This is a genomic window from Rhizobacter sp. P2_G4, from assembly GCF_056403575.1.
In genome coordinates this window covers 1-13970 of the sequence record NZ_JBFUFG010000006.1, presented here as the reverse complement: position 1 = coordinate 13970, position 13970 = coordinate 1, and the positions used below count along the sequence as shown (strand labels likewise).

Sequence of the window (13970 nt, the reverse complement as noted above, 5' to 3'; positions counted from 1 at the left end):
TCAGGCGGCCGGCTTGTCGAGCAGGTTCTTCAGGTTGTCCTGCAGCTCCTGACTCATGGGCGCATTGAGGTTGATGCCCTTGGGCGGAATGGGCGACTGGAACCACTTCTTGTAGAGCGTGGTGAACTCACCGCTCTTCATCAGGCTGGTCAGCGTGCCGTCGACGAGCTTCTTGAACGCCGGGTCGTCACGGCGCAGCATGATGGCGTAGGGCTCGACCTGGATCGGTGCGCCGACGATGGCGAGCTCGGCCGGGTTGAGCGCGCTGGCCTTCAGCCCGTACAGCAGGATGTCGTCCATGCCGAAGGCGACCGCGCGGCCGCTCTGCACCATCAGCGCCGACTCGGCGTGGTCCTTGGCGCCTAGCAGGTTGATGTCGAGCTTCTTCTCTTCGCTGAGGTTGCGGATGACCTTGTAGTTGGTGGTGCCGGTGGTCGAGACCACGGTCTTGCCCCTCAGATCGTCGAGCGATTTGATGGGCGAGTCGGCCTTCACGAGGAAGCGGGTACCGGTGTAGAAGTAGTTGATCGCGAAGGCAACCTGCTTCTGGCGATCGGAGTTGTTGGTGGTGGAGCCGCATTCGATGTCAATGGTGCCGTTCTGCAGCAAGGGGATGCGGTTGGCTGAGGTCACGGCCTGGGTCTCGACCTTCAGGTCGGCACGGCCGGTGGCCTTCTTCACGTCGTCGACGATCTTTCCGCAGATCTCCCAGCCGAAGCCGGTGGGCTGGCCCTTGTCGTCGAGGTAGGAGAACGGGATCGACGACTCGCGGTAGGCCACCGTGATAACGCCGCTGGCCTTGACCTTGTCGAGGGTCGACGGGGTCTGCGCCGTCGCAGCAGCCGACATGACAACAGCCGTGAGACAGAGAATCCGGCGGGCATTCGTGTGCATGGGATGTTCCTTGCAATGAGTGAAGGGCAGAGACGTTCACCACGTGGTGTGGCCGAATTCTCATTGCCGTTGCCCCGCTCACATCATTGGAAGATGCCAATCAACCATAAGGTGAGCTAATGACCTCGAGATGGCTGGTCGCGCCACCCCGCTTTTGACTCTCACTCACATCAACGCACCGGCCGCCTGAGCACTGAGCCCAAGCGGCCGGCCATCGCGCAGAAGATCACGCAGAAAATCACGCCGAAGAATCGGCGCAATGCTTACTTGCAGGACGGCAGCTTCCAGTCCGCCGGGCGGTCCACGCCGGCACGCGGGTTCTGCCCCACGGGCACGAACCACACGTCTTGCACCAGCCCGTAGGTCTTGCCGATCTTGCGCAGCTCGCAGGTCTGCCACAGCTTGGCGATCTCGGCGTTCACCGCCTTCACCAGCTCAGGCGACTCCTTGTTGAACCCGAAGACGACTTGGCCAAGGCCGGTGAGCAGAGGGAAGTCTGGCGACGCGTCGGTGAATGCGTTGAACTTGATGTGCCATTGCGGATTGCGCGAAATGGCGTACTGCATCACCGGGGGGTCGCCGATCACGGCGTCGATGCGGCCGGCAAGCAGGTCACGCACGGCGGCGTCCGAGGTGTCGTACAGGGCCAGCTGCAGGCCGCTGATCTTCCGCAGCTCGGGGATGAACGAGAAGCCGGTGATCGTGCCGACCTTCTTGCCCTCGAGGTCCTTGAGCTTGCTCCAGTTGTTCTTCTCGGTCTGGGTGATGCCGTTCTTGAAGTAATGGATCGGATCGCTCAGCGTCATGATCTTGGAGCGCTGTTCCGTCCAGCCCATGGTGCCGGCCATGACGTCGACGCGCTTGGACTGCACCGACGCGATGGTTCCCGACCACTCCATCAGCGCAGGCTTAACCTTCAACTTGAGCGTGTCGGCAACCCGCTGCAGGATCTCGCCGTCATAGCCCACCATCACGCCATCCTGATAACCCGTGCCCGGCATGTCACCGGTGAAGGCGATGGTGAACGAACCCTTTTCCACCGTCTCGAGCGACTGGGCTGTTGCCTGCGTGGACAGTGCGAACGTGGTGATGAGCGACGCCAGCAAGACAGCGGCTCGTGACTTTCGAATGAACATTTGAAATCTCCTGATCGTCTTTATGTTCCGGCTGAAACACGCAACGAATGTAGGGTTTGGAGGCCTGCGCGCATGGGAGGCTTTGCCGATGGAATTGAACGTTTGCGACAGGCCGGGGAAGCACTTAGACGGCGCCCTGAAGTGGGTCGCGCGCTGGCTTGCGTTCGCACCACATGAGCCCCAATTTGCCTGCCGCTGGTGCACTCCGAACGAGCCTCCGACGTCGGATTCCGGCGCGTCGCCACAGGGTCGAGTTCAAGCTCGAGCGAAACGAACGACTTGCTCCGAGATGCGTGCTGCGCTGCCGGCCGCCAAGGTCAGCCCGAGAGCACCGTGACCCGCGTTCACGAAGAGGTTGGTCTCCGCCATGCGCTCGATGATGGGAACGGAGTTGGGCGTCGCAGGCCTGAGTCCCGACCAGACCTGTGGCGCACGGGTGTCGCACAGCCCCGGGTAGACGGCCTCCACACTTTCGACCATCGCGCGGACTCGTGCGGGCGACACCGCCATGTCGTAGCCGGTGATCTCTGCCATCGCGGCCACGCGCAACTGGTCGCCGAGCGGTGCAAAGACCGTCTTTCGGCCCAGATCGGTCACGCTCGCCGTGGGGCGGAACTTCGTCAGGAAGGGCACCGTGATGCTGTAGCCCTTGATCGGGTAGACGGGCAGCCTGAGCCCGAAGGTCGACGCCAGTGCCGCAGCGTGCGGCCCCGCAGCCAGCACGAACGCATCGGCCGCGATGTCATGCGTACCCGCTTTGGCGGCCACGAAGCGACGGCCCTGGCGCGCGAACGAACTCACGCGTGTGTTGAATGAAGTTTTCCCGCCCATCCTGCGCAGGCTGCGCACCAGCTCCCGGCACAGCAGGTACGGGTCGGCCACGCACTCGTCGGCCGTCCAGATTCCGCCCGCCATGGCGGCCTTGCCGGACTTCAGCGCAGGCTCGTGCTGCAAGCACTGCTGAGGCGTCAGAACCTCTTGATCGCAGCCCAGCGCCGCCTGCACCTGGACCTGTGCCTCCTGGCGCTGCAACGTCTGCACATCGGGGCACAGCACCAGCTTGCCATTGCGCGCAAAGGCGAACGACCACGGTTCCTCGCGCATCCAGCCTTCGAGTGTGTGGCGGCTCAGCTGCGCCAGCGCCAGCAAACGGGCCGTTCCATCACGCGCCGTCTTGGCACGGCACGCCGACAGGAACCGCAGGCCCCACGCCCACTGCCGCCAATCTGCCCGGAGCCTGAACTTCACCGGCGAATCAGGCGACAAGAGCATGCTCGGCAGCGAGCGCAAGGTGGCAGGCGAGGCAAAGGGCTCGACATAGCTGTAGCTCAGCTGCGCGCCGTTGGCGAAACTCGTCAACGTCCCCGGTTCAGGCGCAGCATCGACCAGGTGAACCTGGAACCCCGCCCGTGCCAACTGGTAGGCCGTGGCGCAACCGACGATGCCCGCGCCGACCACGCAAACGCTCGTCACGCGCCGGCCTCTGCCGCAGGCTGCTCCAGGCTGGCACGCACTCTCGACAGTGCCAGGTGGCCGGTGGCGACGTCGGACAAGCCCACTCCCACCGACTTGAAGACGGTGATGGCTTGCCGGTCCGCCTGCCAAGGCTGGTCGCCCTTGAACAGATGCGGCAGATCGACGATCTTCTCGAGGTCCCGCTGCCCATCCCAAAGCACGATCTCGCCTGCTTCCAGCAGGCTCTGCGGCTTCCACTCGACGATGATCCGCGTGGCCCTCAGCATCGTCAGATCGTCGAGCTCGCGGCCCTTCGGGGCGCTGGTGCCGATGGCAGCAACGAAGGCACCCGGGCTCAGCCAATCGCCGTCGAACACCGGCTGGCCGGATCGTGTCGCCGTCACCACGATGTCGGCGCCTCTCACCGCGTCTTGCGCCGACGTCACCCGGACCGGCGCATCGGCGACACCTTGAAGCCACTCGCACCAACGCAGGTCGGCGACCGGATCCACCACGCAGACCTCGTCGAAACCGAACACCTCGCAAAGCGCTTGTGCCTGTGACCGCCCTTGCAGACCGGCCCCGAACAAGGCCAGCTTGCGTGAGGCCGGATTGGCCGCCTTGGACGCGACGAGCGCGGTCATCGCCGCAGTGCGAAACCGGGTGAGCTCGTTGCCGTCGAGCACGGCGATCGGCGTGTTGCTTTTCAGATCGAACAAAACGATCGCGAAGCTGAACTGCCCTGCCACGGTCGGGTAGACCTTCACGCCGGCCACGCCTTTCGCGGGCCAGATCGCCCCCATCGTGCTGAGCTTCATGCCCGCGCAATCGGTGCGCTGGCGGCCATGCACGGCGGCGCCGCCGTGAGCCATGTCATGGAAGGCCTGTTCGAGCACAGAAGCGACGCTGCGGTAGTCGAGCTGCTCGGCAATTTGCTGGTCGGTGATGTGGAGCATGTGTGTCTTTGCTGTGTCTCTGCTGTGTTGCTGCAAACGGTTGTCAGTCGAGCCCGCGGGGCACAGCCTTGTGCCACGGCGTCACCTTCTCGAACGCATGGGCCACCCGAAGAACCAGCGGCTCGCACAACGGCCGGCCGATGAACTGGACCGAGACCGGCAGCCCCGCGCCGGACAGGCCTGCCGGAACGGCCACCGAACACAGGTCCAGCAGGTTCACGAAACGGCCCAGGCGGGACAGCGGTGTCGACAGTTCATCGACATCTGCCACCGGAATGGCGGTGATGGCGTTCGTGGGGAAGCAGCAGACGTCGATGCCATCCATCGTGTCGAGCATGGCCACGCGGGCCTTCTCGCGCATCTTGAGCAGCTCGATGTATTGCGCTGCGTCGATGTCGCGGCCGGCGAGGATGCGTCGCCGCACATTCGGGTCGAACACCAGGTCCTGCTCGAACAGCTCGCCCAGGCTGGCATAACCTTCGGCACTCATCAGGCTCCCGGCAATGCGCATCGACTCGGTGAGGCTCTGCGGCAGGTCTCTTTCGACCAGTCGCGCGCCCGACTCGGCCAGCGTGGCTAAGGCCCGGTCGTACAGCGCGAGCACATCCGATTCGATGGAGTGCCGCTCGGACTGCGGGAGCACCCAGACGCGGGTTCCATCCACATCGTGCTCGAGGTGGTTCATCACGCTTCGGGTCGGCCCTTGAAGCGTCACCGGGTCGCGCGGGTCCGGCCCGGCGATCACATCGAGCAGCAGCGCCGCATCGCGCACGGTGCGGGCGATCGGGCCCACGGTGTCGTGCGTGGGGCACAGCTCGACCAGCCCGTTGCGGCTGACGAGGCCATGACTCGTCTTCATGCCGACCAGCCCGCACATTCCGGCCGGGATGCGCACCGAGCCGCCCGTGTCCGTTCCAAGTGCCGCGCTGCACAGCCCGGCGGCAACCGCGACTGCCGAGCCGCTGCTCGACCCGCCGGGGATGCGATGGGTTTGCATGTCCCAGGGGTTCCACGGCGTGCCCATCACGGTGTTGGTGCCCCAGCCGCCGAAGGCGTACTCCACCGTTTGCGTCTTGCCGAGAATCACCGCACCTGCGGCACGCAGCCGCTTGACGACCGTGGCCGTGGCGTTGGATATTTTTGCGGGCACGGCCAGCGAGCCGGCCCCGATCGGGCGGCCTTCGATCTCGAACAAGTCCTTGATGGCGATGGTGACGCCGTGCAGCGGGCCGAGCCGCACGCCGGCCTGCAACAGCCGGTCGAGTGCGCGTGCTGCCTCGCGCGCTTCTTCGGCGTACACGTCGACGAATGCCTTCAGCTGACCGTCAAACCGGGCGATGCGCGCCAGCTGGTGATCGACAAGCGCTTCGCTCGTGATCTCACCGTCGCTGATGGCAGCGGCGGTTTCTTCAAGGGACGCGTAGGGTTTGATTTCGAGCATCGGTTATGCCACTCCTAGTGCGCGTCGACCACGAGACAGTCTCTTGGCCAACAGGCGAGAGAACATCGACAGCGGGAACGCAATTGCGAAATAGAACAGCCCCACGAGCACAAAGATGTGAAGCGGCAAGAAGTACTCGCTCGACATCGCACGGGCCGTCAACATCAACTCGTCGGTCGCGATCAGCGCACACAACGAGCTGTCCTTGAGAAGAGAGACGTAGCAGTTCAGCAGCGGTGGCAGCATCACTCGCAGGGCCTGCGGCAACACGATGTTGGTGAACACCCTGTAGGGCGACAGGCCGGCCGCCAGTGCGGCCTCGCGTTGGCCCCGGTGGACGGAATTCAAACCGCCGCGCAACACCTCGGCCACATAAGCCGACCCTTGCAAGCCGAGACCGACGACGCCCGCCCAGTAGCCCGAAAGGGTGACACCGAACGAAGGCAGCCCGAAGTACAGGGCGAGCAGCAGGGCCAGCAACGGAACCGCCCGCACGAACTGGATGAAGGCGTTGGCGACCTGCCTGAGCACCGCGTAGCGCGAGCGGACCATGGCGACCAGCAGCGACGCCAGCACCAGCGCCAACACGAACCCCTGCGACGACAGCTCGGCCGTCACGCGAGCCGCCTCCATCAGCCGTGGCCACCACTCGGGCAGGTACTCGCCGTAGACGTGGAAGAAGGCGTTCATCGGCCTGCTCCCAGGCGGCGCTCGGCGATGTTGAACGCCCAACTCACCGGGAAGACGATGCTGGCGTAAAGCAGTATCGCGGTGGCGTAGATCAACGGGGTCTGGAACGTCGAGGTCACGAGGTTGCGTGCGTAGAACATGATTTCCGGTGCGGCAATCGCCGATGCGATCGAGGTGTCCTTGATCAGCTGGCTGGCGTAGTTGCCCAGGGCGGGCATGGAGAGCCGCAGCATCTGTGGCAGCACGATGCAGCGGAGCGCCTGCCATGGCGACAGGCCGACGGAGAGTGCGGCCTCGCGCTGGCCGACATGCAGTGCGCGCATCCCGGCCGAGAACACGTCACACAGGATGGCCGCGCCCACCAGCCCCAGCCCGAGAATCGCGGCCGCCTTGGGTGAGAGCCGCAACCCGACCGATGCCAGGCCGAAGTAGATGACGAACAGGTGCGCCAGGGCCGGCACGTTGCGCATCCACTCGACGTAGACGCCGATGACCAGCTTCACCACCGCCAACCGCGTGAACACCGTGAGCAGCGCGAGTCCGAGCCCCAGCACCAGCGCGATCAGTGCCGCCCCCACCGCCACTTGCGCGGCTGTCACCGCGCCCGCGAGAAGCGTGGTCAGAATCGAAGCAAAGACTTCCGGCATGGCGATCACTTCGCGAGCCCGGAGGACTCGCCCACCTGCCCCAGGAAGGCGCGGGTGCGCTCCATCTGCGGGCGGTTGATCACATCGGCTGCGGCCCCCTGCTCGACGATGTGACCACCGTCCATGAAGATCACGCGGTCGGCAACGTCGCGGGCGAAGCGGATCTCGTGCGTGACGAGAATCATCGAACGGCCTTCTTCGGCCAGCTCGCGGATCACACCCAAGACCTCGCCGACCAGCTCGGGATCGAGCGCTGAGGTGGGCTCATCGAACAGGATCAGCTTCGGCTTTTGCGCCAGCGCGCGGGCAATGGCCACCCGCTGCTGCTGGCCACCCGACAGCCGCTCGGGATACTCATCGGCCTTGTGGCGAAGGTGGACCTTCTCCAGCATCTCCTCGGCAAGCTCGTAGGCCTCACTCCTGGGCATGCCACCGGCCTTGATGGACGCCAGGGCCACGTTGTCGCGCACGGTGAGGTGAGGCCACAGATAGAACAGCTGGAACACCATGCCGATCTCTCGGCGCTGGGGCGCGAGTTCACGGTCGGTCATGTAGCGCTCCCGCCCGCCGGTGCCCACGCGACCGATGCGTTCACCCTCGAGCACGATTTCGCCCGCATTGGGTCGCTCGAGAAAGTTGAGGCAGCGCAGGCACGTGGACTTGCCCGAGCCGCTGGGCCCGATCAGCGACAAGGTTTCGCCGCGCTTGAGGTCGAACGAGATGCCGCGCAGCACGTCGTCCGCGCCGTAGCTCTTCTTCAGCCCTTCGACGGTCAGCAATGAGTCTTTCACCGGGTTCCTTCGTTCGTGAGCAAGTCGACGGACTCGATGCTAGAAGCGAGCAGCCACGGGACCATGGCAGGTGAAAGCGGTTAGATTGAACAGATGCGACACACCGGGACAACCCTCAATACCGCCGAAGACGGCCGCCCATCGCGGATGGACGCAGCGGCGGCCGGGCCCTCGCCAACCTCGGCGTCAGTCGAGAACGAGTTCCGTTCGGTCGTTGACCGGCTCGACGCGTCCGCCGTCGGCCCGCTGCCTGGCAAGAAGCGCGCGTCGGGTGCCGAGTTGCGAATCGGCATCGTGCTGTGGCCCGGCTTTCCGTTGCTGTCGCTCGCCGGCCTGTGCGATGGCCTGCGGCATGCGGCCGACCTGGGTGACCAGAGCCGGCAGATGAGATGTTCGTGGGCGATTCTTGGCAACCCGGGCGAATCCGTCACCGCCAGTTGTGGCGTGCGTGTGCCGGTGGACCTGCCGCTGTCTGCAACGGTCGACTATGACTATGTGGCCGTCATCGGCGGGCTGCTGCTGCGCATTGGCGATGCCGATACGCGCTACCCGAGCTTCCTGCGCTACGTCGCCGCACTGAACGTGCCGCTGATCGGCATCTGCACCGGCAGCTTCGTGCTGGCACGGCTCGGCTTGCTCGAAGGGCACACACCCTGCATCCACCCATTCCATGTCGACGACTGGAAAGCCATGCACCCCGGGTTGCCGTTCGAAACCCATTCGCATTACGCATTGAGCGCCGACCGCATCACCTGCGCCGGGGGAACCTCCATCGTCGAGCTGGCCGCCGAACTCGTGCGACTGCACTGCGGCGCGGACCGTGCCGCCAAGGTGATTCACCAGATGACGGTGCGTGCCACCCAGACCTCCACCCACACGGCCCGCCGCCATGCGCTGGGCTACGACTCCAACGACCACGAGACGCTTCGCCAGGCCGTGGTGTTGATGGAGAAGAACATCACCACACCTCTGGAGATCTCGGTCATCGCCAAGCTGGTGAACTCGAGCAGCCGGCAACTCGAGCGCGTGTTCCAGGCCGAAACCGGTTCGAGCCCCTCGGAGTACTACCGAAACTCACGGCTCAAGTACGCCCGCTTCCTGCTGACGACGACCGACCTGCCCATCGTCACGATCGCCTACGAGAGCGGCTTCTCCGACGCATCACATCTCATCCGGCATTTTCAGCAGCTCTACGGCATGGCACCCGGCCGTCTGCGCAAGACGCTGCAAGCGCCGAACGCCAAGCTCTGAAGCAGCGCGGCGCATAACGCGCTAGCCGTGCGGCATGTCGTCGCGAGACGAGCTGCGCTTACCACGCACCACTGACAAGCCCGTGTCGAAGCGATGACACGTTCGCCACGCGCGACTCGGCTTCGTGTTGCTGCCTCTCGCGCAGAACATCAAAAACAGAATCGGCGAATCCGTGAGTCCAGGCCCTTGATCGACGAAGGCGCAGCTCACATTCCTCCCTTCTGCAAAGGCAGCGCCATGAAAACCTCGTYCATCGGCTCGTCGCAATCCGGCAGTGCGTCCCTGGCCCTCGATGCCGAGCGCCCCACATCGCAGCCATCGTCGCCTCGCGGCACGCCACAGCAACCCGTCGATCCACAGCTGCCTGCGGGGCGCCCGTCATCGCGTGCCGGTGCGGCGGACTCGCCTTCGTCGTCACCACGGGCGCCGATCCCCACCCAGGCACAGACACCCACGATGGCCGCATCGTCGGCAGCCGGCAGTTCATCGGCTGCCGGAACGTCGGCTGTGGCTGCGACGGACACGGCGGCGGTTGATATGAGCGCAGCCGCTCGCGAAAAAGCCGCAGGGAAACGGCCCATGGAAGAGATCACGCTGAAAGATGTTGTTGCGGCCCGCCAGGAGTTTCTGGCCGAACTCAATTTGGCAGCGCTGGAGGCCGGGCACGGCCTGCACGCCATCGAAGCGGCGAAAACACCGACGGTGGAGAGCGTGACTGCTGCGCTCAGCATTCTCAGCCCCGCGCTCGACAGACAACTCACACCTGAAGAGCAAGCCGCAGCCGCTGTTCTCGATGCGTTCATCCGAGGCACCGAGGTGCCCACGACCGCTCAGCATGCCGAGGGAGGTGCCTATGCCTTCATCTCGCAGGTCGTTCAGCAGGCACGTGCCAGCACGCTGGGCGAAGGGGTTGCGTACGTGGCCAATGCGGCCGCCTATGCCACTCAGGCGGCTGTCAATTCGGTCAACACGGCCGCCGGTGCTTTCGTGCGTGCGGGCAGGGTGGCGCACGCGTTCGTGAAGCGCGTGAACGCCAACGAGGATTTCGAGAGCACCCCGGCGAAGATCGCCGCTTCGGTTGCCAACGTCGCCATGCGCAACGCGGCCGCGGTTTTCGTCCCGACTGCGATACGCCAGTTGCTCAGCTACGGCATCGAAGCAGCGCTCACCAAGGCGGGAGCCAGCGACTCGGTCAAGACGACGCTGGGTGTGGTGGTTCCCGGTGTGGCCATTGGTGCGCTCGCACTGGGCGCCTATCGCGACAGGGCCGCCGGCACGCACACCCCGACCAGCGAACGTTCCCGCCTCATCATGGGCTCGACGATTGCAGTGGCAGGCTTCGCCACCGCAGCGACGGGAACCATGGCCGCGCCCGGTGTCGCGTCGCTGATGCTGGCATTCACGGCCTACACGGCCATGCGCGACCTGGTCGTGCAGTCGCGTCTGAGGATGAGCAATGCCAACACGGTGGGCCAGGTACCGGACGCCAGACACTTTGCATTGATCAGCGCCGGCTACGGCCTCGACCAGGGCCTCGTCAATCTTGGGATGTCGGCGCTGGCATCGCCTTCGGGGCCGGCCGCGTTCACCGATCACGCCGGCATCAGCCCCAAGAACGCTTTCGTGCGGGCGGCCCTCAACATGTTGGGCGAGATCGGCGAGGACCTGATGTTCCAGAGCATCCCGGCCATCCGTTCGCGCCTGGACCCGAATCAGGAAAGCCATGCACTGCAGCTGAGCATCCAGGATGTCGGCTACCAGCAGAGCAATCTCGTCAACGGGGCGCTCGGTCCGTGGGCGGTCCGTACGGGCATTCTGGCAACAACGATCGGCGTGACCTCCATCGTCGCCGCCTATGCCAAGGACCCGGCGTATGCCAACAATCCGAAGTTGGTTGAAGCCGTCAACGACCTCATCGTCGGCGCATTCAACGCGATCTTGTACGAGCCCTTCGCCAATGCAGGCTCCGGGCAACCCACCGCTCAGCCGACGGCCGTTCAGACTACGGCGGCCAGCATGGAAATGGTGTCCACCGCAGCGTTGCCCGGGGCTGGGGATCACATCGGCTCGAATCGGTTGCTGAGCGGCACAGGGCGATCGGATCGATTCACGGCTGATTGGGTGGCCCAAGCCACGTTCGAGACAAACAGCCGACCGGCCGATGCAGGCCATGAGGTCCGGCGGAACGACACCCATGTCGTCGACGTCGATGCCGCGCTGCAGCCGCCTCTTTCGCGCAGCTGACGCGCTGTCCCGATCGACCGCCACGACCTTCTCCATCAGCCTCATTCAAAGGTAGCAGCAACATGCGCTTCACCCCCACCCCCTCAAGATTCGCACCGCCGGCGCTGGCTTCCACGGCCAGCGATGTTCAGCAGCGGCCCGCCGAGCAAGCAAGCAGCGGCCAGGCACGCGAGACAGGCAGGGCGGGAATGCCTCCCGCACGCGCGACACCGTCGATCCAGGGCGCTGGCCCTCGTGCGGTGATTCCGATGCCGCTCAACATCGAAGGCACGACCTTGAGCAACGCCCCGGCGCTGCGCCGAGCGGCAGCCGGAGCGATCGCAACCGTTGACCTCGGTGCTGTTCGGCAGAACTTCCGCACCGGCCTGGCCAAGCTGGGCGATGGCGTCACGCCGGCTGCGGTGATCAAGGCCAATGGCTACGGCCTGGGCGCCACCAAGCTGGCAAAGGTACTCATTGAAGAAGGCTGCAAGGACTTCTTCGTCGCACGCATCAGCGAAGGGACGGGTCTGCGCCAGGCATTGCGTGCCGAGGGCCACCCCATGGCCGACAAGATCGCCATCCATGTGCTCGATGGCAATCTCGCAGGCAGCGACCCGCAGTTCCTCATCCAGAACCGCATCACGCCAGTGCTCAACAGCCTGGAGCAGGTGCAGGCATGGAACAAGGCTGGCAGAGAACTCTCGACGACGTTGCCCGCCATCTTGCAAGTCGACACCGGCATGAACCGCGCGGGCATGCATGCCGACGACTTGAGGGCCTTGCTGAGCGACCGCGATGGCAACCTCGGCAACATCAAGCTGCAGTACATCATGACGCACCTGTCCAACGCAGGCGACACCGTGCCGCGCGACGCAGATGCGCCTGAATCGAGCCCGCCAGCCAAAAGGCCGCGACTGGACCCCCAACCCTCGCAGCAACTCGGCGACAACACGCCCGAGGCTGGTGAGGCAACCAAGAAGCAGCTGGCCAACTTCGACACCATTTGCGAGAACTTCCCCGGCGTCAAGACATCGATCGGTGCTTCGACGACCGTCTTCCTCAGCAACGAATACCACAAGGACATGGTGCGCATGGGCGCCACCTTCCACGGCCAGGCCCCGTTCGATGCCGACAGCAACCCGCTGCGCCAGGTGCTGACGCTGACCTCGAAGATTGCCCAGGTGCGTGAGCTGTCCGAATCGGACGCCATCGGCTACGGCCTGAAGTTCACCGCCAAGCAGCCCATGCAAGTCGCCACGATTCCCATCGGCTATGCCGACGGCGTGCCACGCATCGCCGCCGGCAACCGCCCCGGGGAAGAACCGGCCAAGGCCTACGTGCTCGTGGGTGGGCAGTTCAAGGCCCCGCTGGTGGGTGCCACCTCGATGGACATGACCACCATCGACGTGACCAACATCCCACCGGAGTTCCTGAAGCCGGGAACCAAGGTCACGCTGATGGGTGACGGCATCACGCCCGATCACTTCGGCAACATGTACGACACCAACCCTTCCGAAACCCAGACGAAGCTCGCCGGCCGCATTCACATGGAACACCATGAAGACCCGGCCGTGCCCAGGCCTGCGGTCAATCAGGAGCCGTCGCCGAACGTGTGGCCGCTGTCGGTGGAGCGCACCCATGCGCCCGAGCCCTCCCTGCTTCGGCAAGCGCTGACGAATACGCAAACCCACCGCTTGAAGAAAGACGCAGCCGGAGCGATCGCCACAGTTGACCTGGGCGCAGTTCGGGAGAACTTCCGCACCGGCCTGGCCAAGCTGGGCGATGGCGTCACGCCAGCCGCGGTGATCAAGGCCAACGGCTATGGCCTGGGAGCCACAAAACTGGCAAAGGTGCTCATCGAAGAAGGCTGCAAGGACTTCTTCGTTGCACGCATCAGCGAAGGCGTGGATTTGCGCCAGGCATTGCGTGCCGAGGGCCACCCCATGGCCGACAAGATCGCCATCCATGTGCTCGACGGCAACCTCGCCGGCAGCGACCCAAAATTCCTGATCCAGAACCGCATCACGCCGGTGCTCAACAGCCTGGAGCAGGTGCAAGCGTGGAACAAGGCCGGCCAGGAGCGATCGACGACCTTGCCGGCCATCTTGCAGGTCGACTCCGGCATGAACCGCGCGGGCATGCATGCAGACGACTTGAGGGCCTTGCTGGACGACCGCGAAGGCAACCTCGGCAACATCAAGCTGCAGTACGTCATGACGCACCTGGCGAATTCAGGCGACGTCGTGCCGGGCGAAGGTGCCACGCCCGAGGCTGGTGAAGCGACCAAGAAACAACTGGCCAACTTCGACACCATTTGCGAGAACTTCCCCGGCGTCAAGACATCGATCGGTGCTTCGACGACCGTCTTCCTCAGCAACGAATACCACAAGGACATGGTGCGCATGGGCGCCACCTTCCACGGCCAGGCCCCGTTCGATGCCGACAGCAACCCGCTGCGCCAGGTGCTGACGCTGACCTCGAAG

11 protein-coding genes are annotated in these 13970 nt (G+C 64.8%); 3 read left to right on the top strand and 8 right to left on the bottom strand.

Translation table 11 applies throughout. From position 1 onward, the window contains the following. The 8 genes from AC1DYS_RS20995 to AC1DYS_RS20960 form a co-directional block, all read right to left on the bottom strand. Complete coding sequence (locus AC1DYS_RS20995; RefSeq protein ID WP_477902737.1) at window positions 1–894, bottom strand: amino acid ABC transporter substrate-binding protein; 894 nt, start codon at window positions 892–894, stop codon at window positions 1–3. 263 nt (window positions 895–1157) lie between these two features. Beyond that, window positions 1158–2030: an ABC transporter substrate-binding protein gene (locus tag AC1DYS_RS20990; RefSeq protein ID WP_477902735.1), complete on the bottom strand. Its 873-nt coding sequence runs from the start codon at window positions 2028–2030 to the stop codon at window positions 1158–1160. Window positions 2031–2285: 255 nt separating this feature from the next. Further along, entirely contained in the window at window positions 2286–3503 is a 1218-nt protein-coding gene (locus tag AC1DYS_RS20985) for an FAD-dependent oxidoreductase (protein WP_477902733.1), read from the bottom strand. After that, window positions 3500–4441 (bottom strand): ornithine cyclodeaminase family protein, encoded by a 942-nt coding sequence (locus tag AC1DYS_RS20980; protein ID WP_477902731.1) that lies wholly within the window; start codon window positions 4439–4441, stop codon window positions 3500–3502. The genes AC1DYS_RS20985 and AC1DYS_RS20980 overlap by 4 nt, the downstream gene beginning before the upstream one ends. Before the next feature lie 43 nt (window positions 4442–4484). Beyond that, the gene (locus AC1DYS_RS20975) at window positions 4485–5882 is read right to left on the bottom strand and encodes an amidase (RefSeq protein ID WP_477902729.1); all 1398 of its coding nucleotides are present in this window, start codon (window positions 5880–5882) and stop codon (window positions 4485–4487) included. A 3-nt stretch (window positions 5883–5885) separates the two neighbouring features. Next, entirely contained in the window at window positions 5886–6572 is a 687-nt protein-coding gene (locus AC1DYS_RS20970) for an amino acid ABC transporter permease (protein ID WP_477902727.1), read from the bottom strand. Continuing rightward, entirely contained in the window at window positions 6569–7219 is a 651-nt protein-coding gene (locus tag AC1DYS_RS20965; RefSeq protein WP_477902725.1) for an amino acid ABC transporter permease, read from the bottom strand. The genes AC1DYS_RS20970 and AC1DYS_RS20965 overlap by 4 nt, the downstream gene beginning before the upstream one ends. A gap of 5 nt (window positions 7220–7224) precedes the next feature. Then, window positions 7225–8010 carry an amino acid ABC transporter ATP-binding protein gene (locus AC1DYS_RS20960; RefSeq protein WP_477902723.1) on the bottom strand — a complete coding sequence of 262 codons (786 nt, stop codon included), beginning with the start codon at window positions 8008–8010 and terminating at the stop codon, window positions 7225–7227. Between the two features lie 93 nt (window positions 8011–8103). Between AC1DYS_RS20960 and AC1DYS_RS20955 the strand changes: the two genes are divergently transcribed. The 3 genes from AC1DYS_RS20955 to AC1DYS_RS20945 form a co-directional block, all read left to right on the top strand. Beyond that, window positions 8104–9261: a GlxA family transcriptional regulator gene (locus AC1DYS_RS20955; RefSeq protein WP_477902721.1), complete on the top strand. Its 1158-nt coding sequence runs from the start codon at window positions 8104–8106 to the stop codon at window positions 9259–9261. A gap of 579 nt (window positions 9262–9840) precedes the next feature. Further along, the gene (locus AC1DYS_RS20950; protein ID WP_477902719.1) at window positions 9841–11505 is read left to right on the top strand and encodes a hypothetical protein; all 1665 of its coding nucleotides are present in this window, start codon (window positions 9841–9843) and stop codon (window positions 11503–11505) included. Window positions 11506–11693: 188 nt separating this feature from the next. Continuing rightward, window positions 11694–13970: alanine racemase (locus tag AC1DYS_RS20945; RefSeq protein ID WP_477902717.1), on the top strand; the 2277-nt coding region annotated here is incomplete at its 3' end.

Excerpts from the sequence above, each read along its gene's own strand:
- AC1DYS_RS20995 (WP_477902737.1), bottom strand. The coding sequence starts at position 894 with ATGCACACGAATGCCCGCCGGATTCTCTGTCTCACGGCTGTTGTCATG.
- AC1DYS_RS20990 (WP_477902735.1), bottom strand. The coding sequence starts at position 2,030 with ATGTTCATTCGAAAGTCACGAGCCGCTGTCTTGCTGGCGTCGCTCATC.
- AC1DYS_RS20980 (WP_477902731.1), bottom strand. The coding sequence starts at position 4,441 with ATGCTCCACATCACCGACCAGCAAATTGCCGAGCAGCTCGACTACCGC.
- AC1DYS_RS20975 (WP_477902729.1), bottom strand. The coding sequence starts at position 5,882 with ATGCTCGAAATCAAACCCTACGCGTCCCTTGAAGAAACCGCCGCTGCC.
- AC1DYS_RS20970 (WP_477902727.1), bottom strand. The coding sequence starts at position 6,572 with ATGAACGCCTTCTTCCACGTCTACGGCGAGTACCTGCCCGAGTGGTGG.
- AC1DYS_RS20965 (WP_477902725.1), bottom strand. The coding sequence starts at position 7,219 with ATGCCGGAAGTCTTTGCTTCGATTCTGACCACGCTTCTCGCGGGCGCG.
- AC1DYS_RS20955 (WP_477902721.1), top strand. The coding sequence starts at position 8,104 with ATGCGACACACCGGGACAACCCTCAATACCGCCGAAGACGGCCGCCCA.
- AC1DYS_RS20950 (WP_477902719.1), top strand. The coding sequence starts at position 9,841 with ATGGAAGAGATCACGCTGAAAGATGTTGTTGCGGCCCGCCAGGAGTTT.